Below are 20,500 nucleotides of genomic sequence, written 5' to 3' on the forward strand. Positions count from 1 at the left end.
GCAAGTAGCAGTCCTCACGCAGTTGGCAGATCGTATTACGCGTTGCACGCGTCCGCGAGGAACAAAGGGCTATGCCCGCATAGTGACAACCACCAGCTTCGCTGGTGGATGTGTTCATTGGTACTTTACCGAACGCCGTAGGTCTCCCACAGCGCCAGGGTATTCTGATTCATGAGTTTTTCCCCAAACAACTCCCGGAACTGAGCCGTCTTCTGCTTTCCCTGGGCCTTCAGGGCCTCCATTTTGGCGGCGATCTCACTCTGACGGGCGATCAGGCGCTCATAGGCATTCTCGAAGGCGGCCAGACGGGCAGCGGCAGCTTCGCTCTGCTCCAGTGGGATGATCCAGCGGCCGGAGGTTCCCTTTTCGGTGATGCGCTCCATACCTTACTGGGGATTGACGGTGTAGTTGGGGGCTTCCTTGGTGATATAGATGTCGTGGGGATGGGACTCCTTCAGGCCGGCGGCGGTGATCTGCATGAACTGAGCCTTGGTATGCAGCTCCTCGATGCTGTGGCAGCCGGTGTAGCCCATGCCGGCCCGCAGGCCGCCGGTGAGCTGATAGATGGTGTCGCCAGTCAGTCCCTTGTAGGGCACGCGGCCTTCCACGCCTTCGGGCACCAGCTTCTTGTTGTTCTGCTGGAAGTAACGGTCCTTGGAGCCGCAAGCCATGGCGCCCAGAGAGCCCATGCCGCGGTACACCTTGAACTGACGGCCCTGATAGACCTCGGTGTCTCCGGGGGACTCCTCACAGCCGGCCAGCAGGGAGCCCAGCATGACTACGTTGGCGCCGGCGGCCAGAGCCTTGGCGATATCGCCGGAGTACTTCACGCCGCCGTCGGCGATGATGGGAATGTCGTACTCGGCAGCCACACGGGCAGCGTCATAGACGGCGGTGATCTGGGGCACACCGATACCGGCCACCACGCGGGTGGTACAGATGGAGCCGGGGCCAATACCGATCTTCACACAGTCGGCGCCCGCCTCGATAAGGGCACGGGTGCCCTCGGCGGTGGCCACGTTGCCGGCGATCAGCTGCACATCGGGGTAGACGGCCTTGATGCGGCGGACGCAGTCCAGAATGTTGTGGGAGTGGCCGTGGGCGGAGTCCAGACACAGCACGTCGGCACCGGCGTCCACCAGAGCGCGTACCCGATCCAGCACGTCGGGAGTAGCGCCGATGGCGGCACCCACCAGCAGGCGGCCCTTGTCGTCACGGGCGGAGTTGGGATACACAGTGGCCTTCTCGATGTCCTTGATGGTGATGAGGCCCTTCAGACGGTACTCGTCGTCCACGATGGGCAGCTTCTCGATCTTGTGCTTGCGGAGAAGCTCCTTGGCCTCCTCCAGAGTGACGCCCTCCTTGGCGGTGACCAGGTTGTCCCTGGTCATCACGTTGTCCACCAGCTGGCTCATGTCGGTCTCAAACTTCATGTCACGGTTGGTGATGATACCGATGAGCTTGCCGTCCTTACAGATGGGCACGCCGGAGATCCGGTACTTGGCCATCAGGGCGTCGGCCTCGGCCAGGGTGTGGCCGGGAGCCAGCCAGAAGGGGTTGGTGATAACACCATTCTCACTGCGCTTGACCATATCCACCTGCTCAGCCTGAGCGCCAATGGACATATTCTTGTGGATGATGCCGATGCCGCCTTCACGGGCAATGGCGATGGCCATGCGGTACTCAGTCACCGTATCCATGGCGGCGCTCATCAGGGGCACATTCAGCCGGATCTTGCGCGTGAGTCTGGTGTGCAGGTCGATGTCCGCGGGCAGAACGTCGCTCTCCGCCGGGATGAGCAGTACGTCGTCAAAGGTAAGGCCCTGCTTCAGAAACTTCTGGTGCTCGTCAGTGTTGACCATAGTGCATCTCCTTTTTCTTTCTATGAAATTTTATCTATTCTACTTGATTGTAAACACTCTGTCAAGTGGCGTCAGGGCAACCGCGCCTTCAAAGCGGCTTTTTCCCGCCGCATCAGCGCCCCGGATATATCGCAGGCCATCCTGCTCCCCGGTAAAGAGGGTAATGGTCTCCCCCGCCATGCACTCCGCCAGATAGTCCACCTGAAGGGCAGAGACATAAAAATCCTGCCCCAGCTGGTCCATGCGGATGGCGTCGCAGATGAAGTCGGCATAGCGGACATTGTTCACATGGCCGTTAATGTCGGTATCGCTGTAGTGCATGGCCCGATGATCCGCGGCCGCCATTTCCTGAGGCAGCTTGAACCGGGAGAGGGTCTTGTCCTTACACAGCTCGCCGCCATCGGTACCCTGGAACTCCTCTATCTTGCTCATACGGGCCAGGCGGTGGGTATCCGCGTCAGCCAGCACCCACACGGACACAGCTTCACCTACCGGCTTGCCGTCCACAAACAGGTCAAAATCCCGGTAGCTGGAGGCGCCGCCGCCGCCCCGGTGCCAGGTGCGGATGCTGAGGGTCTCATTCCACTTCAGGGGCCGGTCCAGCCGGTACCACATCCGGGCCAGCATCCAAAAAAGACCGTACTTGTCCAGCATTTCCTCCCGGGACGCATGGAGCTCACAGGCCGCGGCCACCGCCGCCTCCTGCAAAATACCCATCAGGCCGGAGGGCCTACAGTGATTCCAGGGGTCTACGTCCCGGGAATCAATGGGGTAGTCGCCCTCAAAATACACCGCTCATCCCTCCTTTTTGCCACGGATAACCAGTTTCGTCTTGCAGCAGATATCGTCAATGTCGTTGTCGGTGGCCGCCGGGATACGCATGGCAGCTCCGCAGTCGGCGCAGAAGAGATCGATGGAACTGTAGTTGACCTGAAGCTTCCAGCGGTGGGACCCGCAGGTGCAGGAAATGCCGTCCCGCTGGGCGATCTCCTTTAACTCGGAGAGTACCTCATGCATCACCAGCTCATCCAAAAAGGCGCCTTTCTCCTCCCCTTCCGCCCGCTCCAGCTTGTCGGCGGCGGCCTCCAGCCGCTGAAGGGCGGCAAACACCGGTCCTTCTTCCCCCACATAGCAGCAGTCCAGGCCGGACTGGGCACAGGAAAAGGCCAGCACCTTCTGGTGCAGGAACGCCTGGGTGGAGCAGGTCACGGTGTGGTCCCGGCCGCAGGAGAGGCAGGGCACCGTCAGTTTGACCCGATCCCCCATCATCTCCACCCGGAGGGCGGACTTGCCGCAGGGGCAGGGCAGCTCGTTGGCGGATGCCGCCAGCTGAAACACGGTGCGCTCCACCGCCACACTCTGGTGGCAGGAAGGGCACAGATAGGCCAGGGTGCGTTTGGATCGTTCTTCCATAGCGGACCTCCCGTTCGGCCCGTAAGGCCGGTTGTGCCGGTGACCCGGCAATATATGTTACATTATAACGCAAACAGAACGGATTGACCAGCCAGTCCGCCTACAAAATCCAGAGTCATATTTTGCGTACTTTTCGTTCAAAATAGTATTTGTCAGGCGGACAGCCGCCCAAGCTAACAGAGGTGAGGATATGGCAAACAAAAAACTGGGCCGTCAGACCGTGGCCCTTCAGGACCCGCCTTCGGTCATCGGCAGCGCCGCCGTGGTGGGTAAAAAGGAAGGGGAAGGCCCTCTGGCCGCCACCTTCGATCACATCAGCCAGGACGATTCCTTTGGAGAGCGGAGCTGGGAAAAGGCGGAGAGCGCCATGCAGAAGCTGGCCCTGGCCGCCGCTCTCAGCAAGGCCGGCCTCAGTGTATCCGGTCTGGACTACCTGCTGGCGGGAGATCTGCTCAACCAGTGTATCGGCTCCGGCTTTGCCGTTCGGGGGCAGGACGTCCCCTTCTTCGGGCTGTACGGGGCCTGCTCCACCATGGCGGAGAGCCTGTCCCTGGCCTCCATGCTGCTGGACGGGGGATATGGCACAAAGATCGCGGCCATGACCTCCTCCCACTTCTGCTCCGCCGAGCGGCAGTACCGCTCCCCCCTGGAATATGGAGGTCAGCGCACCCCCACCGCCCAGTGGACGGTGACCGGTTCTGGCTGCGTCATTCTGGCCGACCAGGGGCCTGGCCCCTATGTCACCCACGTCACCACCGGCAAAGTGGTGGACAAGGGCATCAAGGACGCGGCCAACATGGGAGCTGCTATGGCGCCCGCCGCCTACTCGACGCTCTCAGCCCATTTTCAGGACACGGGCCGCAAGCCCTCCGACTACGATCTGATCGTCACCGGCGATTTGGGTCAGCTGGGCCGGGACATTGTTGCCGACTGGTTTCACCGGGACGGCATGGACCTGAAAAATTACAGCGACTGCGGCACCCTGATCTACGATCTGGAGGGGCAGGACGTCCACTGCGGCGGCTCCGGCTGCGGCTGCTCGGCGGTGGTGCTGGCGGGGATGCTCCTCAACGGCATGGCCGGAGGCCGCTGGAAACGCATCCTGTTCTGCGGCACCGGCGCTCTTCTCTCCCCCACCTCCTCCCAACAGGGGGAGAGCATCCCCAGCATCTGCCACGCGGTGGCGCTGGACATCAGAAAGTGAGGTATATCCATGGAAATTTTCTGGACCTATGCCCGGGTCTTTCTCTGCGGCGGGACCCTCTGCCTCATCGGGCAGATCCTCATTGACAAGACCTCCCTCACCCCCGCCCGCATCCTGGTCTCCTATGTGGTGGCCGGGGTAATTCTGGGTGGACTTGGGATCTATCCCTGGCTGGTGGAGTGGGGCGGAGCTGGGGCCACCGTGCCCCTCACCGGCTTCGGCTATCTGCTGTCCAAAGGCGTGGCGGAGGCAGTGGCGGAAAAGGGCGCCCTGGGTATTCTGACCGGCGGTCTTACCGCCGCGGCGGGCGGAGTCACCGCGGCGGTGCTTTTCGGCCTGCTGGGCGCTCTGCTCTTCAAATCCCGGCCAAAATCCTAAAAGAGGGCCTGCTGCAGGACTGCAGCAGGCCCTCTTTCTTTTATTACAGCGCGGCAATCACCTGATACATCATCATGAAATGGAACAGGGAGCCCGCCAGGATAAACACATGGAAGATCTCGTGGCAGCCGAACCTGGGGTTATTGCGGCCGGGCCACTTAACGGCATAGAGTACGCCGCCGATGGTATAGAGCACGCCGCCGCCCAGCACCCAGAACATTCCCGCCCCAGGCAGCACCTGCATCAGGGGCACCAGAGCGACAATGGCCAGCCACCCCATGGCGATATAGATGCCGGAGGTGAGCCAACGGGGCGCGGAGAGCCATACCAGGGTGAGCACCAGCCCCGCCAGAGCCAGCCCCCAGATCACGCCGAAGAGGCTCCAGCCCCAACCGCCCATCTCCCGCAGCGCCACCAGACACACAGGGGTGTAGCTGCCGGCGATGAGGAAATAGATGGAGGCATGGTCATATTTCCGCAGGGCAATACGTCCGGCCACACTGGTATTGATGCAGTGGTACAGGGTGCTGGCAGTGTACAGGCCCACCATACTGATCCCATAGATCAGGAAGGAGACCAGATGCCACACACTCAGCTCCTCCAGCAGGCAGCGGGCCACCAACAGCACCGTGCCCACAGCAGCCAGCGCCGCGCCCATACCGTGGGTAATGGCTGACCAGGGCCGCAGGCCGTCATAGGGGTCCCGCTCCTGTTTCACCTTCCGGACCGGACGGGCCTTGGGATGATAATAGAGGGCGGAAGGGTTGCCTCTTAAAATGTTCTCCTGATTCATACCATACACCTGCCATTCTGTCAAAGCTGATAGGAGGTATCCTTCCTCCTCTTATAGTATAACTTTCATCTTATAATATTGTCAATATCAAAAGATGATATAATTTTTAAAATTATATCATCTTTTCTGTACAGGATGTCTGTAGCATACCCTTTTCTCCCCTGTCCTATCCTCTTCTCAGAAAAGGCAGCAAAAAGCGGCGGTTTTTACAAAAAACCGCCGCTTTTGATTCAAATCCAATTAACCTTTTTTAATATCCCGGGTGGCGTAAGCGTTCAGGTCCATGCCACCCCGCTTGCCCGCCAGATATTCATAGTAGCCCTGGCAGCCAATCATGGCCCCGTTGTCCCCGCACAGGGACAGAGGAGGCAGGAACAGCTGATCGCCGGACTGACGGCAGGCCGCTTCCAGATCGGCCCGGATACGGGAATTGGCCGCCACACCGCCCGCCACGGCAATTTTGCCATAGCCGCAGCGCTTGGCGGCCTCCATGGTACGGGGCACCAGGGTATCGCTGACGGCGGCGGCAAAGGAGGCCGCCAGACCCTTCATGTCCAGCTCCTCCCCCTTCTGCGCGGTGTTGTGAGCCAGGTTGAGCACTGCTGTTTTGAGTCCTGAGAAGGACATATCCAGAGGGGCGTCCGCCACATGGGCCCGGGGCAGCTCGTAACGGGTATCATCACCGCCCTGGGCCAGCTTGTCCATAGGAGCGCCGCCGGGATAGCCGATCCCCAGCACCCGGGCCACCTTATCAAAGCACTCCCCAGCCGCGTCGTCCCGGGTGGTGCCCAGGATCTCCATGTCGGTGTAGCCCTTTACGTCCACGATCATAGTGTTGCCGCCGGAGACACAGAGGCACACAAAGGGGGGCTCCAGGTCGGGGTGGGCGATGTAATTGGCGGCGATATGGCCCCGGACATGGTGGACCGGGATGATGGGCACATTGAGACCGTAGGCCACCGACTTGGCGAAGTTAACCCCCACCAGCAGGGCGCCGATGAGGCCGGGGGCGTAGGTCACCGCCACGGCGTCGATGTCGCTCCGGGTGACCCCCGCCTGCCGGAGGGCCTGATCGCCCAGACCGGCAATGGCCTCGATGTGCTTGCGGGAGGCGATCTCAGGCACCACGCCGCCGTAAATAGCGTGCATATCCGCCTGGGAGGCGATGGCGTCGGACAGGACGGTGCGGCCGTCCCGCACCACCGCCACGGCGGTCTCGTCGCAGGAGGATTCAATGGCAAGAATATTCATGGTTCATTCCTTCTTTCCGCAGTGAGCCGCCGGAATATGGATCATCCGGCGAAACAGAACAGGGGGCATCTGGCTCTGATACAGCCCCCGGTGGGTCTCCTGGAGGGTCTCTTCGTCCAGTACACAGGACTCTGCCCACACCAGCATGGCATAGCGCACACGGAAAATATCCGCCTGATAAGTCATCAGCCGGAACCCCGCCCGCTGGTAAAAGGCCAACCGGCGGCGGCGCACCCGGTCCTCCTCCGGAGGAAGCCCCGGCTCCGGCGCCTCCGCCTCTGCCAGCAGGGTACACGCCGGTCCATACCGGGCTTTCAGCAGTTCCAGCGCCTGGGTGCCCAATCCCCGGCCCCGTCCCTCAGGACACACAGCCAGATAATCCAGCAGGGCACAGTTACCCTCCGCCGTCCGCCATAAAAAGGCATAGGCCAGCAGCGCATCCCCCTCAAAGACACCCCAGGTATCATAACGCCCAGCCCAGCGGAGGCTGCGGATGGAGGTAAGGGGCCGCCGCTCGCTGCGGGGAAAATCCCGCTTCACATGGACCCGGTAAACCTGTCGCAGCTGGCTGTCGGTGAGCAGACGCAGTTCAGGCATGGTCCCCAAACTCCACCGTCATCAGCAGGGCATCCTCGTGCTCCTCCCGGTAGTAGTTCTTCCGGCGGCCCACCGTCTGAAAGCCCAGCTTTTCATACAGGGCAATGGCAGGAGCATTGCTCTCCCGCACCTCCAGAGTGAGGAAGGCCAGGTGGGCCTGCCCAAACCGGATATAAGCGCCCAGAATAGCCTCTGCCACCCCCTGACGGCGGTAAGCCGGAGCCACCGCAATTTTCTCCAGGGTACCCTCGTCCAGCACGGCCCGCACCTCGCCGTAGCCCAGCACGGTGCCGTCCTCCCCCTCGGCCACCACCAGGGAGATCATATCGTTGTACAGTTCCTGCTCCAGCAGGGCCTCCGACCAGGGATGGGAAAAGCACTCCCGCTCGATGGCCGCCACCTGGCTCAGGTGGGACTTGTCCATGGGGACCAGTTTATAGTTCATGTTGTACTCTCTCCTTCTTTCATCCAGCCCGGTGGGCCGGGCGGCAACTCATCCGGCCCCAGGGGCACCTTCACATCGGTGCGGGCAGGGCCGTAAATAGCCTTATGCAGGGCCATCACCGGGGCCAGATCCGCGGGAATTTCCGGCAGAAAGGTGGTAAACCGCATCCCGCAGGTGGCCATATCGTAGGCGGGCACAAAACCGCACCGCTCATAGAAGGCCAGGCGGCGACGACGGAGCGCATTCTCCACCGGGTCGTCCCCTTCCACTGGCCGCTCCGCCTCGATGAGCAGCATGGACTTCCCCGCCAGCTGCTCCGCCAGCATCCGGACGATCTGACCGCCCAGGCCTCTGTTCCGCCGGACGGCGGTCACCCCCAGATAGTCCAGCAAAATGCAGCTTTTGTCCCCAGGTTCCATCCAAAGGGTGGCGTAGCCCAGCAGGGTGTCACCGTCAAAGAGGCCCCATACCTCATAGCGTCCCCGGTCCATCAGGGCCAGAATATCCCCAAAGGGCTTGCGCTCATTGGGCGGAAATGCCTCGGTCAGTTCCTGTTCATACCAGGGGATCAGCTCCCTGTAGGTCAGTCTCCTCAACTCCACAGCAGGCTCCTTTCAGCCCTTGGCCTCCGCCCAACTCTTCCCGGCATAAGCTTCGGCAATGAGAGGCAGGGCCAGCTGCACCACCTGCTCCATCTCGTTCTCCAGCAGGTTCTTGACCCGCTCGGTCTCCCCCTCGGGGCACTCCACGATGAGTTCGTCGTGGACCTGTAGGATGAGTCTGGCCTCCAGGCCCTCGGCACGCAGCTTGTCCGCCACCCGGATCATGGCCAGCTTGATGATATCGGCGGCGGTACCCTGGATGGGCATATTCAGGGCCACCCGCTCCCCGAAGGAGCGCATATTGAAGTTGGAGGATTTCAGCTCCGGCAGCCACCGCCGGCGGCCCATAAGGGTGGACACATAGCCGTCTGCCTTGGCCTGCTCCACCACCTGGGTCATATAGGCGTGGACGCCGGAATACTTCTCGAAATATTTCTCCATATACTCCTTGGCCTCCGCCCGGGTAACCCCGATATCCTGGGACAGGGAGAAGTCGGAGATGCCGTAGACGATACCGAAGTTCACCGCCTTGGCCCGGCGGCGCATCTCGTGGGTCACTTCATCGGATGACACCCCAAATACCTGGGAGGCGGTGACGGTGTGGATGTCCTCCCCGGAGCGGAAAGCGGATATCATATGCTCGTCCCCGGCGATGTGGGCCAGCAGCCGCAGCTCGATCTGGGAGTAGTCGGCATCCACCAGCATCTTCCCCGCCGGAGCCACGAACATCTTCCGCAGCTCCGCCCCCAGCTCGGTGCGGACGGGGATGTTTTGCAGGTTGGGCTCAGTGGAACTGAGCCGCCCGGTGGCGGTGACGGTATTCTGGAAGGAGGTGTGGATGCGCCCGTCGGCGGCGATCACCTTGGTAAGGCCGTCCACATAGGTGGACTTCAGCTTGGCCAGCTGCCGGTAGTCCAGCACCGCCTCCACGATGGGGTGCTTGTCCCGCAGCTTCTCCAGCACCTCGGCATTGGTGGAGTAGCCTGTCTTGGTCTTTTTCACCGGGGGCAGGCCCAGCTTGTCAAAAAGGATCTTGCCGAACTGCTGGGTGGAGTTGATGTTGAATTTCTCCCCTGCCAGCTCATAGATCAGGGTCTCGTCGGCCTTGATGCGCTCGTCCAGCATCTCGCCAAAGGCGGTGAGGGCCCCCCGGTCCACCAGCACTCCGGCGTGCTCCATCCCGGCCAGCACCGGACACAGAGGAAGCTCCACCTCGTAATAGAGCTTGTCCATGCCCAGTTCGTGCAAACGGGCGGCCATGGGGTCCTTCAGCGCGTCGATGAGGGCACAGTGGGACAGCATGACGCCCAGGGCCTTGGTGGAATCCCCCAGAGGGCTGAAGGCATCCTTGGCCAGGTAGGTGTCCTTGGCCTTGAGAAATTCGTGGTTGAACCACCGCATACCCAGAGTCTCCAGTTCGTAACTGCCGTCGGTTGGGGCCAGCAGATAGGCAGCGATGGCGGTATCAAAGACGAATCCGCCCCCCTCGATGCCCTCATCCAGCAGCCGGGACAGCAGGGTTTTCACGTCGTGGGCGTTCTTCTTGATATCGGGGGCGAAGAGGCCCTTCAGGACCTCGTTGTACCCCTCCAGCTGATCGGCCCTGAGGATGGCGGCGCGACTGTCCCGTTCGCTCTCCCAGTGCTCCACCACCACCACGTCCAGGGAGGGCAGGGCCAGCACATCCACACTGTCCTGCTGCCGCCAGATGGCCAGCAGTTCCTCCGCCCGGGCGCGGTCGGTGACCTCCTCGCTGGTGCAGGTGCCGGTAAATTCCTCCTCCTGCTGTACCTCCCCCTGGGGGGCGCTGAGGCCCAGCTTGTCGATGAGTTTATTGAACTCCAGTTTGAGGAACAGCTCATAGAGGACAGGGGCATTGGGCTCCTTCCGCAGGTTAGCCTCCGGGGTAAAGTCAATAGGTGCGTCACAGTGGATGAGGGCCAGGTCATAGGACATTTTGGCCTGATCCACTCCCTCGGCCAGCTTCTTGAGCACGGCAGGCTTGGCCTCCACGCTGTCCAGATCCTGATAAATGGTTTCCACGCTGTGGTAGCGCTGGATCAGATCCATAGCGGTCTTTTCCCCAATGCCCTTGACGCCGGGGATGTTGTCGCTGGTATCCCCCATCAGGGCCTTCAGGTCCACCATGTGGATGGGATCGAAACCATAGGCCTCCCGGAAGGCCTCGGGGGTCATCTCCTTGGTGGTGGTCTGACCCATGCGGGTGGACACCAGCTTCACCCGGGTGGTGTCGGTGACCAGCTGGAGGGAGTCCTTGTCGCCGGTGACGATGACGGTGTCCCACCCGGCGGCTGTGTCCTTCATGGAGATGGTACCGATGAGATCGTCGGCTTCCCAGCCGTCCAGCTCGTAACGGGGAATATTCATGGCCTCCAGCACCTGCTTCAGGATGGGCAGCTGGGCAGCCAGTTCCTCGGGCATTCCCTTCCGCTGGGCCTTGTAGCCCTCATAGGCCAGATGGCGAAAGGTGGGGGCCTTCCGGTCAAAGGTGACGCACAATGCCTCAGGCTGCTCCTCGTCAATCAGCTTGAGCAGGATGTTCACAAAGCCATACACGGCATTGGTGGGGGTACCGTCCTTGGTGGTGAGCAGCCGGATGCCGTAAAAGGCCCGGTTGATGATGGAATTGCCGTCAATGACCATGAGCTTCATGAAAGGACCTCCTGCCGTCCGGTTTCTGCCGGACATAAAATCTCAGGTTATAGTATACCAGCTTTCTCCGCCCCATACAAGAGAAAAGCCCGCCGGCCCCCATTGGGGACCAGCGAGCTTTTGCCCTCTTTATTTCCGTTGATTATAGAGGCAGTGGAAAAATTCCCGCCGCCAGCTCCAGGTCCTCTCCGCCGGGTCCAGCCACAGGGTCACGTTGGCGCCCGGCGGCAGCGTCAGCCTCAGCCGACAGACACACCGGCAGTTCCGGTCCAACCCCAGCAAATACCGCCCCGGCGGAAGAAAGCCGAACAGGCTCTCCCCTACCGCGGGCCGGCTCCAGCTGCTGCACCCCTTCCAGGGACAAAGGGTCAGCCAGTCGCCGGAACAAAGGGGCCGCACCAGCACCCGTACCGCGCAGAGTGTATACCCCGCACTCAGGCAGAAATTATCCTCCCGCTCCTCCTTGTTTTGCAGGCAGAACGGGGTCCCCCCAATTACCGCTCCAGCTTGGCCTTGACCAGGTACTGACCGCCGGTAACGCCGCCAAAGAGGTATTTCCCCTCGGCATTGGTCTTGGTGGTGGCGATCAGAGTCTCCACCGCAGCGGAACCGATTCCGGTCACCTGATACAAACCCACGAAACATCCGGCTACAGCCGCGCCCTTCTGATCCCGAATGATGCCGCTCACCGTACCGCTGTAAGTGCGGGTGTCCACTGTCAGGGACATGGTCACGTTGGCAATGGACCCGCCGGTAATGGTGACCGTCATGGGCGCCGAAGTCAGGTAGCCCTCAGCCGAAGCCAGCACAGTATAGGTGCCGTCAGCCACATCGTAGAACAGGAACTCACCGTCATCCGCCGAATAGGTGGTGGCTACCACAGTATCAGAACTGTCTTTCAGGGTCAGTTTGGCTCCGGCCAGCGGGGTAACAACGGAACCCTCCGTGGTGGTCAGCACACCCGCAATGGTGCCCAGAGCCAGTGTAGGCTCGGCAATACAGGTCAATGCGATCTGGGTGGTAGAACTGTTGGTCAGCGAGATCCCCCGAGGCACGCTGAGCAGATAACCATTTTTGACCGCACTGATGGTGTAAGTGCCCGCCGGAACATTGTTAAGGGTATAGTTTCCGGCCGCATCAGTCAGGGTATGCTGGAAAGGTGCTCCGGTGCTGTCAAACAGCTTGACGGTGGCATCGGCCAGCGGGTCTGTGCCGTCGGTCACTGTGCCATATACGGTGGCGGAACCACCCGATACCGGAGGCAGCTCCAGATTGATGTCCGCCTCCTGGATGCCTTGCAGCGTAAAGCTGGCGCTGTACTCCAGGCCGAGAAGGTCCTGCTTGATATCCGCCATAACATATCCTCCTGTATGATGGTCTGATCCAATCAGTTTGTGCGCTGCCGGGCAGCACACATCCCATACTATCCAGGAGCAGGCGGAATGGTTCCCACGCTAGGCACGGGTCTGACTTTCGTCTCGTCCATCGGCCTGAGCCCAATAGCGCCGCATATGCCGGCGCACCGATTTACTCAGCGCCGGGATACCCAGCAGCTCCAGCCCGGTCTGCCAGGTACAGCCCGCCTGCCCAAACAGTGCATCCAGTTCCCGGGGCAGTTCCTCCCGGCTGGGAGGCTGACCTGCTTTCTGCACCGCCGCGCAGTACTTCCCCAGTTCCCGCCGGGCGTCCTCATCCAGGCATATCCCCCGGGACGCGCACCGCTCCAGGAAGGGCAGAATATCCACCCGTTCGGGCCAGTCCGCCGGCCACATCCGCTCTGCCGCCTGTTGACGGCTCCGGCCCCGGGCCCGCCAACAGGCATGATGGAGGGAGCCAAAGCGCTTTTCCAGATACCAGCGGTAGACGCACAGCAGCCGCTCCGGACGGGGCGAGCCATTTCGCCCCTCCATGGTCTCCACCAGCGGCGCCAGTAATTCTTCATCGGAAAAGCTGGTATACACCTGTCTGCCAATAGGACATTCCGGAGAAAAATAGAGGGTCAGATCTCCATCCAGCTGCTGAGACAATCCAGGCGTATCAGTCATCTCCTCCTCCAGTTCCATCAGCCATTGACGGTATCCGTTCAATTCCCGCTGGGATAATCTACTCTTTCTAATCTGTTCCATGGCCTTGTTACCTCCCTGCCACTGCAAATGGATTTCGGCGGGGATGTCTCTGGCCCAGGCCGCGGCAAAAGAAAAGAGTTTCCCGGACGGGAAACTCTTTTTCATCGGCTCAAATGCCTGTGCTGCTATCACGCGCCGTTTCCCCGCCGAACACGCGCGTTCTCTGCGCGGCTGGCTGGTCTCCTGGCTTGGATTCCACCTTACGCCCGTCTTCCCATCCGTGCACCGGACAGTGACCTTATGAGCGCTCGTCATCCTTACAGTAGAGAGGGCTGCTGCGGACTTGCACCGCATTCCCATTGAAAGCTCCGCCCATGAGGGCGGACAGCTACCAACCGCTGATTGGATTCAGTTGTTAGTCCTATTATATCATCTCTGGCCGAAAATACAATGCCTACTTTGGTCACATCCCACCGTAGGGTCCGTTCCAGCTACCGGGCTGGGGCTGTTGAGGAAAGGCCCCATACACCACCCAGTTATAAAAATTGGCATTGGCCGCCCCCATATAGGGACCGATCCACAGGCTCAGAATACCCAAGGTGAAGGGAGACAAAATCAGCCATCCCAGAAAGGACAGGTCCTGTACAAACAGTTCCATGATATTGCCCCGCATGGCGCTGCGGCTATGGCCAATGGCCTCCAGGGCACCCATCTCCGGGTGGTCTAGAAGAAAATAGACCGCCAGCCGGTAACGATAGGATATGGCAACCATCCAAACCAGCATGATCAAAGCGCCGATAAGGATCAGGGTGACGCTGTGTGTCAGATAGGCCAGGAACACAAAGCCCGCATAGACCGCCATGCCGATAAGTCCCCACAGGAACACAAACAAAGCGGACAGGAAATTCACAGCCAGCGCCCGGCCCATGGTGTAAAAGCCGTCCAGCAGATTGCGGTAGCTGGGGCCCTCCCGCCGGGCCAGCCGCAGGCAATAGGAGGTATATCCGTAATCCATGACCCAACGATACAGTGCCAGCAGCAGTTCCATCACCAGAATCACCGTGATCCGCTGGGGGGTAAAGATGGCGGTCAGAATCTCTTCCACCTCATAATTGGTTTCCGTCAGATAAAAATAGGCGGCCTGAAAAGGCTCGGCCACAAAATTCAGCACCACACTGCCCAATACGCCGGTCAGCAGCACATACACCAGCGTTACCAGCATAGGGTGGGGATAGGCTCCCCGCATGGCGTCCCGGGCCAGCCACTTGGACTGAGGACGGTTATATCCCATGGTATTCCCTCACAATCACTTTCATATTGTCGAGGAAATGATACCACATCATGTTTCCGATTGCAACCCGGGCAGCACCACCGTAAAGGTCACGCCTCCCGTACGGTTGACCGCCCAGCAGCGGCCTCCGTGGGCCTCCACTACTGCCCGGACAATGGCCAGGCCCAGGCCGGTACCTCCGTCCGCCCGGCCGCGGCCCGCATCTTCCCGATAGAAGGGCTCAAACAGGCGGTCCAGATGTTTTTGCGGAATAGGCGCGCCGTCATTATCCACCGTCAGCGTGATCCGCCGTCTCTTTTGGGCCAGGGCAATGGTCACCGCGCCGCCGGGGGTACAGTGGCGCATGGCATTGTCCGCCAGATTGTCCACCACTTCCTCCAGCCTCAGCCGGTCCCCCAGCATGGACGCCGGGGTCAGTTGGGTACGCAGTTCGATCCCCTTTTCCTCCGCCAGCAGGGACAGTCGGGCAGCCCCGTTCGCCACCAGGGCGGCCAGATCCAGCGGCTCCCGCTCCACCCTGCCGCCGCTCTCCAGCCGGGCCAGGTCCATCAGGTTCCCCACCAGGGCCGCCATCCGGTCGCTCTCGGCCACCACGGTGTCCAGGTACTGGTCCCGTTTGGCGGGGTCAATATCCTCCCGCAGGGCCTCGGCGTGGGTACGCAGCACCGCCAGCGGGGTCTTGAGTTCATGGGCCGCCGCTCGGGTAAAGGCCCGTTCCCGCCGGATGGCCCGGGTCTCCAGCCAGGCGGTGAACAGCGCCAGGGCCACCGCCGCCCCCAGGGTAATCAGAGCAAGGGGGACCATGCCGTAGAAATAATAGCCTTCGGGTAGCTGATAGGTGATGGCCAGGTCCATCTCTCCACAAGTACTCATGGTGGTCACACCATCCCCCAGCACCATGGCACTTCCCTGATGCTCCTCCCAGAACACCTCCAGCTGGTCCAATTTCTCCTCCATGGCCCGGTATGCCTCCAGCCGTTTTTCCGGCCTGCCCGCCCCCACCAGGGCGGCATAGATTTCCACGTCAAGAGCATGATACTCCGTCAGCTCCTTGCCCCGGAAAAAGTCGCTTTCCGACTCCATCAGGGTGACAGGGCCATCGGCAAAGTTCAGTACCACCTTTTGGGGATAGAGCACTGTCCCGTCCTGCCAGCCGGTAATGTCCGCACCGTCAAAGCTATCCCGCTCCGGGTTGCCGTAGGATTCCGACCCGGTGAGCCAGGGGTGCTCCTCCAGGATGCGGGCCGCCGCCACCTGCTTCTCGTCCGTCATCACCGGGTCAAAGAGCAGATCATAGTCCTCAAAACGCACGGTATCGCCTGGCTGCTCCACGGTGATCCAGGCGGTGAGCAGCTGGCTCTGGCCCAGCAGGCTCCCCTCCTTGTCATAGGCCCGGCTCACCAGCTGTCCCCCATAGCGGCCCAGCAGATAGGTATTCCGGCTCAGCAGTACATCTGCCCGCTCCGGGTCCCAGGTCCCGAAGTACACCACCCCGGTATGAGTCCCCGGCGACCAGGTCAGCTGGCTGTTGCGCTGGAACCCTATGCGATATTCATTCATGCGCCGGGAGATATCTTCCCGGCTCCACTGGCTGTTCCGCCAGACGGCGGCCCCCATGACCGCCCCCCACAGCAGCAGAAAGATGCCCAGCATCAGCACAAACCGTTTCAGCAGGAGCCGTCCGTTCTTCATATCAGTTCTCCTCCATTCGATACCCCGTTTTGAACACTGTCCTGATCTGTTTCCCGGCAGTCCCCAGAGCGGAGCGCAGACTCTTGATGCGCACATCCACCGCCCGCTGGCCCCCTTCAAAGTCGATGCCCCACACCTTGTCCAGCAGCTGATCCCGGCTGAGCACCTGGCCTCTGTTGCGGATGAGGCAGAGCAGCAGATCGTACTCCCGGGGCGTCAGGTCCACCGGCTTCCCCGCCACGGTGCAGATATGTCCCGCCAGGTCCAGGGCGATGGCCCCGCACCTCAGGGTCTCACTGTCTCCCACTCCCCGGCTGCGGCGGATCACCGCCTTTGTCTTGGCCAGCAGCACCGCCAGGGAGAAGGGTTTGGTCACATAGTCATCCGCACCCAGGGCGTACCCCTGAAGCACGTCCTCTTCACTGCCCAAAGCGGTGAGAAAGAGAATGGGCAGCTGACTCTTGGCCCGTACCGCCCGGCAGACCGAAAAACCGTCCAGGTTTGGCATGAGTACGTCCAGCAGCATGGCGTCGTAGTCGTGGTCCCGCAGCAGGTCCAGCGCCTCCTCCCCGTCCCGGGCCAGATCGCAGTCCAGACCGTGGGCAGCAAAGTAGTCCCGGATAATATCACGGATACGGGCCTCGTCCTCCACCACCAGAATATGGTCCGCCATGACTCTCCTCTCCTTTCATCCACAGGATAGCAAAAAGATGTGTCCATCTGATGTCAAAAAAGGCGCTGCAATGATATTGCAGCGCCTTTTGGCGTTTCTCAATCAACCCCGCAGCTCCAGCAGCTTTTGCTTCAGCTCGCCCTCGATGCGGCCCAGCTCCGCTTCGGCCTCCCGACGCTTCTGGGCGCCCTCCTGCTGGATATTCATGACCTCATCCAGGGTGGAGATGAGCTGCTGGTTGGTATGCTGGAGGGTCTCCAGGTCCACCACGGAGCGCTCGGCCTCCCTGGCAGTCTCAAGAGTGCCCATCTTCAGCATATCGGCGTTCTTTTGCAGCAGTTCGTTGGTCATGTTGGTCACCGCGCTCTGGGCGGCGGTGGCCTGACGGGAATGCTCCAGCCCCAGGGCCAGCACCATCTGACTCTTCCACAGGGGGATGGTATTGACCAGAGAGGACTGGATCTTCTCCAGCATCAGCGTATCGTTGTTCTGGATCAACCGGGTCTGGGGTCCCATCTGGATGGAGATCATCCGGGTCAGCTCCAGATCGTGGATCTTCTTCTCAAAACGGGTACACATATTGGCCAGGTCGTTGTAAGCCTGGGCATCCTCCTGGGCGCCGCTCTGAGCCGCTTTCTGACGCAGCTGCTCCAGCTCTCCGGCGCGCACCTGGGCCAGGCGCTTCTTGCCCGCCAGGATATACATGGTCAGTTCCTTATAATATTTGGTATTGAGGTCGTACATCTGGTCCAGCATGGCGATGTCCTTCATCAGGGTCACCTGGTGGGCTTCCAGCACCTCCACAATCTTGTTCACATTGGTCTCCGCCTTGGAGTAGGAAGCCTTCATAGCCTCCAGCTGGTTGCGCTTCTTCTTGAAGAAGCCGAAGAAGCCTTTCTCGTCCTCCTCGCCGCCAAAACCTTTCAGTTCCACCACCAGAGAGGACAGGGCCTGTCCCACCTCGCCCAGGTCCTTGGTACGGACCGAGTTGAGGGTGCTTTCTGAGAAGCCGGCAATATTCTTCTGGGCCGCAGCACCATACTGGAGCACCAGATTGGTATCGGTCAGATCGATCTTTTGGGCAAAGTCATCCACCATCTTGCGCTCAGCTTCGGTGAGCTGGCTTTCATCCAGCTGAATGGCCTTGGCCTCCTCACTGGAGTTGGGGTCCAGGCTCAGCTGAGGCGCGGCAGGCGCTTCCGCCGCGGCGGTACCCAGATCCGGAGTCAAAGTCAGCTCCGGGGTAAAATCCATGTTGTCAGCCATGACTGCGTCCCTCCATATTCCATATTCCATACCGGCAACGCCGGCTTGTTCTTCCAAATCATTGTACCGTTCCCCCATTCCCCTGTCAAGAACACGTTGACTTTCCCTCAAAAAGTCAGTATCATTAAAAACACATTTCGATATTCCGTTTTGAGAGAGGAAGTCTTGCCCCATGCTTACCCTGAAAGAATTTAAGGAGGCCCGCAGCGTGCTCTCCGGAGTCATCCGGAACACCAGTCTGGTCTACAGCACCGCCTTTTCCAAGGCAACCGGCAACCATATCTACATCAAGCCGGAAAATATGCAGGTCACCGGCGCCTACAAGATCCGGGGCGCCTACTATAAAATCAGCACCTTGACCGAGGATGAAAAGACCAAGGGTCTGGTCACCGCCTCCGCCGGCAACCATGCCCAAGGCGTGGCCTACGCCGCCCAGCAGGCCGGCGTGAGCGCCACCATCGTCATGCCCACCACCACTCCCCTGGTGAAGGTGAACAACACCAAGGACTACGGCGCCAAGGTGGTGCTCCACGGCGAGACCTTTGACGACGCCGCCGAGCTGGCCGCCAAGCTGTCCGCAGAGGAGGGCCTGACCTACGTCCATCCCTTCAACGATCCCGCCATCGCCACCGGTCAGGGCACCATCTCCTACGAGATCTTCCAGGACCTGCCCGATGTGGACGTGATCCTGGTACCCATCGGCGGCGGCGGACTGGCCACCGGCGTGTCCACCCTGGCCAAGCTGCTCAACCCCAATGTCACCGTCATCGGCGTGGAGCCCACCGGGGCCGCCTCCATGAAGGCCAGCCTGGACGCCGGACACGTGGTCACTCTGGACAAGGTCGAAACCATTGCCGACGGCGTGGCGGTCAAGACCCCCGGCGACCAAATTTTCCCCTACATCCAGCAGAACATCGACGACATCATCACCATCAACGATGACGAGCTGGTGGACGCCTTCCTGGATATGATGGAAAAGCACAAGATGATCGTGGAGAACGCCGGTCTGCTGACCATTGCCGCCCTGAACCATCTCAAGTGTAAGGGCAAAAACGTGGTGCCTGTCCTCTCCGGCGGCAACATGGACGTCATTACCGTGGCCAGCCTGGTACAGCACGGCCTGATCAACCGGGGCCGGGTCTTCACCTTCTCCGTGCAGCTGCCCGACCGTCCCGGCGAGCTGCTGCGGGTGGCCCAGATCGTGGCCGAGGCCAACGGCAACATCATCAAGCTGGAGCATAACCAGTTCATCAACATCAACCGCCAGAGCGGCGTGGAGCTGCGGGTCACCCTGGAGGCCTTTGGCCACACCCACAAGCGGGCCATTCTGGACGCCATGTGCACCGCCGGCTATCAGGCCCGGGAGTGCCACACCAACGACTTCTACAACTGAGCGGCCTGGCAAACCAACTGTGTCCGGGGGAGCGCACTCCCCCGGACACTATATGATGCGGCACGCGATTCCGGAGCATGGACCGCCGGGCCGGCAGCCCGTGGGTACGCGGGGGAGCGGCGGGGCCCCGGGCGTTATCCGCTTGCTGTATCTTATGTCCCCGACTCCCCCTTTGCCCCGGCACATTCGCCAGCGAAGGACAGGCTCTCTGCCCGTTCTCTCTATCTTTTCTGATAATGGAGTGGTAAATGATGATCAAGATCGCCCCTTCCATCCTCTCCGCCGATTTTGTAAACCTGGAGCGGGATATCCGGCGGGTATCCTCCGCCGACTGGCTCCATGTGGACGTCATGGACGGCTGCTTTGTGCCCAACATCACCATCGGCGTACCGGTGGTCCAGTCCATCCGCAAGTGCACCGATATGTTCCTGGACGTTCACTTGATGATTGACAAGCCGGTGCGTTACATTGAAGCCTTTGCCAAGGCGGGCGCCGACCTGCTGTCGGTCCACCTGGAGGCCGACCACCCCACCCGCATTGCCGAGGCGCTCCGCCTCATGGACGAGTTTGGGGTGAAAAAGGCGGTAGCTTTGCGTCCTATCACCGCCGCCAGCGCCATCCTCCCCTATCTGGAGAATCTGGATATGGTGCTGGTCATGACGGTGGAGCCCGGCTTCGGCGGCCAGGCCTTTATGGAACACCAGCTGGACACCATCCACCAGGTCCGCACCCTCATCGACCGCTATAATCCCGCCTGCCGTCTGGAGGTGGACGGCGGGATCAGCCCCAAGACCGCTGGCAAGGTGATCTCTGCCGGCGCCGATACCCTGGTGGCCGGTTCCGCGGTATACGGCGCGGTGGACCCCGCCGCCGCCATCGCCGCTCTGCGGGAGGGTTAAGC

Annotated in this window: 21 protein-coding genes and 1 riboswitch; of the genes, 4 read left to right on the forward strand and 17 right to left on the reverse strand. The window is 60.9% G+C overall.

Going from position 1 to position 20,500, the window contains the following annotated elements:
• Positions 1 to 125: 125 nt before the first annotated feature.
• Genes WHJ28_RS14835 through WHJ28_RS14850 form a run of 4 tightly spaced genes read right to left on the reverse strand, consistent with a single transcriptional unit; the run spans position 126 to position 3,275 of the window.
• Positions 126 to 383, reverse strand: a complete 258-nt coding sequence (locus tag WHJ28_RS14835; protein WP_340042839.1) for a hypothetical protein — start codon at positions 381 to 383, stop codon at positions 126 to 128.
• 3 nt (positions 384 to 386) lie between these two features.
• Positions 387 to 1,862 (reverse strand): IMP dehydrogenase, encoded by a 1,476-nt coding sequence (gene guaB / locus WHJ28_RS14840; protein ID WP_340042840.1) that lies wholly within the window; start codon positions 1,860 to 1,862, stop codon positions 387 to 389.
• 39 nt (positions 1,863 to 1,901) lie between these two features.
• Positions 1,902 to 2,654 (reverse strand): acyl-[acyl-carrier-protein] thioesterase, encoded by a 753-nt coding sequence (locus tag WHJ28_RS14845; protein ID WP_340042841.1) that lies wholly within the window; start codon positions 2,652 to 2,654, stop codon positions 1,902 to 1,904.
• Between the two features lie 3 nt (positions 2,655 to 2,657).
• Positions 2,658 to 3,275 (reverse strand): hypothetical protein, encoded by a 618-nt coding sequence (locus tag WHJ28_RS14850; RefSeq protein ID WP_340042842.1) that lies wholly within the window; start codon positions 3,273 to 3,275, stop codon positions 2,658 to 2,660.
• 190 nt (positions 3,276 to 3,465) lie between these two features.
• Between WHJ28_RS14850 and spoVAD the strand changes: the two genes are divergently transcribed.
• Both spoVAD and spoVAE read left to right on the forward strand, forming a co-directional pair.
• Positions 3,466 to 4,479: a stage V sporulation protein AD gene (gene spoVAD, locus WHJ28_RS14855; protein ID WP_340042843.1), complete on the forward strand. Its 1,014-nt coding sequence runs from the start codon at positions 3,466 to 3,468 to the stop codon at positions 4,477 to 4,479.
• Positions 4,480 to 4,488: 9 nt separating this feature from the next.
• Positions 4,489 to 4,857: a stage V sporulation protein AE gene (gene spoVAE, locus WHJ28_RS14860; RefSeq protein WP_340042844.1), complete on the forward strand. Its 369-nt coding sequence runs from the start codon at positions 4,489 to 4,491 to the stop codon at positions 4,855 to 4,857.
• Positions 4,858 to 4,900: 43 nt separating this feature from the next.
• On the opposite strand, the gene trhA is transcribed toward spoVAE, so the two are convergent.
• The 13 genes from trhA to WHJ28_RS14925 form a co-directional block, all read right to left on the reverse strand.
• A complete protein-coding gene (gene trhA / locus WHJ28_RS14865) occupies positions 4,901 to 5,650 on the reverse strand; it encodes a PAQR family membrane homeostasis protein TrhA (protein ID WP_340042845.1) in 750 nt (249 codons plus the stop codon).
• Positions 5,651 to 5,890: 240 nt separating this feature from the next.
• The gene (gene tsaD / locus WHJ28_RS14870) at positions 5,891 to 6,901 is read right to left on the reverse strand and encodes a tRNA (adenosine(37)-N6)-threonylcarbamoyltransferase complex transferase subunit TsaD (RefSeq protein WP_340042846.1); all 1,011 of its coding nucleotides are present in this window, start codon (positions 6,899 to 6,901) and stop codon (positions 5,891 to 5,893) included.
• A 3-nt stretch (positions 6,902 to 6,904) separates the two neighbouring features.
• Positions 6,905 to 7,498 carry a GNAT family N-acetyltransferase gene (locus WHJ28_RS14875; protein WP_340042847.1) on the reverse strand — a complete coding sequence of 198 codons (594 nt, stop codon included), beginning with the start codon at positions 7,496 to 7,498 and terminating at the stop codon, positions 6,905 to 6,907.
• Positions 7,491 to 7,943 carry a ribosomal protein S18-alanine N-acetyltransferase gene (gene rimI / locus WHJ28_RS14880; protein ID WP_340042848.1) on the reverse strand — a complete coding sequence of 151 codons (453 nt, stop codon included), beginning with the start codon at positions 7,941 to 7,943 and terminating at the stop codon, positions 7,491 to 7,493. Before rimI ends, WHJ28_RS14875 begins: the two co-directional genes overlap by 8 nt.
• Entirely contained in the window at positions 7,940 to 8,545 is a 606-nt protein-coding gene (locus WHJ28_RS14885) for a GNAT family N-acetyltransferase (protein WP_340042849.1), read from the reverse strand. Before WHJ28_RS14885 ends, rimI begins: the two co-directional genes overlap by 4 nt.
• Before the next feature lie 12 nt (positions 8,546 to 8,557).
• Positions 8,558 to 11,218 carry a DNA polymerase I gene (polA, locus tag WHJ28_RS14890; protein ID WP_340042850.1) on the reverse strand — a complete coding sequence of 887 codons (2,661 nt, stop codon included), beginning with the start codon at positions 11,216 to 11,218 and terminating at the stop codon, positions 8,558 to 8,560.
• 129 nt (positions 11,219 to 11,347) lie between these two features.
• The gene (locus tag WHJ28_RS14895) at positions 11,348 to 11,623 is read right to left on the reverse strand and encodes a hypothetical protein (RefSeq protein ID WP_340042852.1); all 276 of its coding nucleotides are present in this window, start codon (positions 11,621 to 11,623) and stop codon (positions 11,348 to 11,350) included.
• Between the two features lie 89 nt (positions 11,624 to 11,712).
• On the reverse strand, positions 11,713 to 12,573 hold the full coding sequence (locus WHJ28_RS14900) for an MSCRAMM family protein (RefSeq protein WP_340042853.1): 861 nt from the start codon (positions 12,571 to 12,573) through the stop codon (positions 11,713 to 11,715).
• A gap of 99 nt (positions 12,574 to 12,672) precedes the next feature.
• Positions 12,673 to 13,344, reverse strand: a complete 672-nt coding sequence (locus WHJ28_RS14905; protein ID WP_340042854.1) for a hypothetical protein — start codon at positions 13,342 to 13,344, stop codon at positions 12,673 to 12,675.
• Positions 13,345 to 13,500: 156 nt separating this feature from the next.
• Positions 13,501 to 13,695, reverse strand: a riboswitch (cobalamin riboswitch).
• 52 nt (positions 13,696 to 13,747) lie between these two features.
• Positions 13,748 to 14,575, reverse strand: coding sequence for a DUF975 family protein (locus tag WHJ28_RS14910; RefSeq protein ID WP_340042855.1), 828 nt, complete (start codon positions 14,573 to 14,575; stop codon positions 13,748 to 13,750).
• Positions 14,576 to 14,623: 48 nt separating this feature from the next.
• Positions 14,624 to 16,267, reverse strand: a complete 1,644-nt coding sequence (locus tag WHJ28_RS14915) for a sensor histidine kinase (RefSeq protein ID WP_340042856.1) — start codon at positions 16,265 to 16,267, stop codon at positions 14,624 to 14,626.
• Position 16,268: 1 nt separating this feature from the next.
• Positions 16,269 to 16,940, reverse strand: coding sequence for a response regulator transcription factor (locus WHJ28_RS14920; protein WP_340042858.1), 672 nt, complete (start codon positions 16,938 to 16,940; stop codon positions 16,269 to 16,271).
• Positions 16,941 to 17,042: 102 nt separating this feature from the next.
• Entirely contained in the window at positions 17,043 to 18,206 is a 1,164-nt protein-coding gene (locus WHJ28_RS14925) for a toxic anion resistance protein (RefSeq protein WP_340042859.1), read from the reverse strand.
• A 172-nt stretch (positions 18,207 to 18,378) separates the two neighbouring features.
• On the opposite strand from WHJ28_RS14925, the gene ilvA reads away from it, so the two are divergent.
• Positions 18,379 to 19,599: a threonine ammonia-lyase gene (ilvA, locus tag WHJ28_RS14930; protein ID WP_340042860.1), complete on the forward strand. Its 1,221-nt coding sequence runs from the start codon at positions 18,379 to 18,381 to the stop codon at positions 19,597 to 19,599.
• A gap of 251 nt (positions 19,600 to 19,850) precedes the next feature.
• Positions 19,851 to 20,498 (forward strand): ribulose-phosphate 3-epimerase, encoded by a 648-nt coding sequence (rpe, locus tag WHJ28_RS14935; RefSeq protein WP_340042893.1) that lies wholly within the window; start codon positions 19,851 to 19,853, stop codon positions 20,496 to 20,498.
• Positions 20,499 to 20,500: the final 2 nt, after the last annotated feature.

The sequence above is a fragment of the Flavonifractor porci genome (genome assembly GCF_037572415.1).
Taxonomy (GTDB): domain Bacteria; phylum Bacillota; class Clostridia; order Oscillospirales; family Oscillospiraceae; genus Flavonifractor; species Flavonifractor porci.

Excerpts from the sequence above, each read along its gene's own strand:
- WHJ28_RS14835 (WP_340042839.1), bottom strand. The coding sequence starts at position 383 with ATGGAGCGCATCACCGAAAAGGGAACCTCCGGCCGCTGGATCATCCCA.
- guaB (WP_340042840.1), bottom strand. The coding sequence starts at position 1,862 with ATGGTCAACACTGACGAGCACCAGAAGTTTCTGAAGCAGGGCCTTACC.
- WHJ28_RS14850 (WP_340042842.1), bottom strand. The coding sequence starts at position 3,275 with ATGGAAGAACGATCCAAACGCACCCTGGCCTATCTGTGCCCTTCCTGC.
- spoVAD (WP_340042843.1), top strand. The coding sequence starts at position 3,466 with ATGGCAAACAAAAAACTGGGCCGTCAGACCGTGGCCCTTCAGGACCCG.
- spoVAE (WP_340042844.1), top strand. The coding sequence starts at position 4,489 with ATGGAAATTTTCTGGACCTATGCCCGGGTCTTTCTCTGCGGCGGGACC.
- trhA (WP_340042845.1), bottom strand. The coding sequence starts at position 5,650 with ATGAATCAGGAGAACATTTTAAGAGGCAACCCTTCCGCCCTCTATTAT.
- tsaD (WP_340042846.1), bottom strand. The coding sequence starts at position 6,901 with ATGAATATTCTTGCCATTGAATCCTCCTGCGACGAGACCGCCGTGGCG.
- WHJ28_RS14875 (WP_340042847.1), bottom strand. The coding sequence starts at position 7,498 with ATGCCTGAACTGCGTCTGCTCACCGACAGCCAGCTGCGACAGGTTTAC.
- rimI (WP_340042848.1), bottom strand. The coding sequence starts at position 7,943 with ATGAACTATAAACTGGTCCCCATGGACAAGTCCCACCTGAGCCAGGTG.
- polA (WP_340042850.1), bottom strand. The coding sequence starts at position 11,218 with ATGAAGCTCATGGTCATTGACGGCAATTCCATCATCAACCGGGCCTTT.
- WHJ28_RS14900 (WP_340042853.1), bottom strand. The coding sequence starts at position 12,573 with ATGGCGGATATCAAGCAGGACCTTCTCGGCCTGGAGTACAGCGCCAGC.
- WHJ28_RS14905 (WP_340042854.1), bottom strand. The coding sequence starts at position 13,344 with ATGGAACAGATTAGAAAGAGTAGATTATCCCAGCGGGAATTGAACGGA.
- WHJ28_RS14910 (WP_340042855.1), bottom strand. The coding sequence starts at position 14,575 with ATGGGATATAACCGTCCTCAGTCCAAGTGGCTGGCCCGGGACGCCATG.
- WHJ28_RS14915 (WP_340042856.1), bottom strand. The coding sequence starts at position 16,267 with ATGAAGAACGGACGGCTCCTGCTGAAACGGTTTGTGCTGATGCTGGGC.
- WHJ28_RS14920 (WP_340042858.1), bottom strand. The coding sequence starts at position 16,940 with ATGGCGGACCATATTCTGGTGGTGGAGGACGAGGCCCGTATCCGTGAT.
- WHJ28_RS14925 (WP_340042859.1), bottom strand. The coding sequence starts at position 18,206 with ATGGCTGACAACATGGATTTTACCCCGGAGCTGACTTTGACTCCGGAT.
- ilvA (WP_340042860.1), top strand. The coding sequence starts at position 18,379 with ATGCTTACCCTGAAAGAATTTAAGGAGGCCCGCAGCGTGCTCTCCGGA.
- rpe (WP_340042893.1), top strand. The coding sequence starts at position 19,851 with ATGATCAAGATCGCCCCTTCCATCCTCTCCGCCGATTTTGTAAACCTG.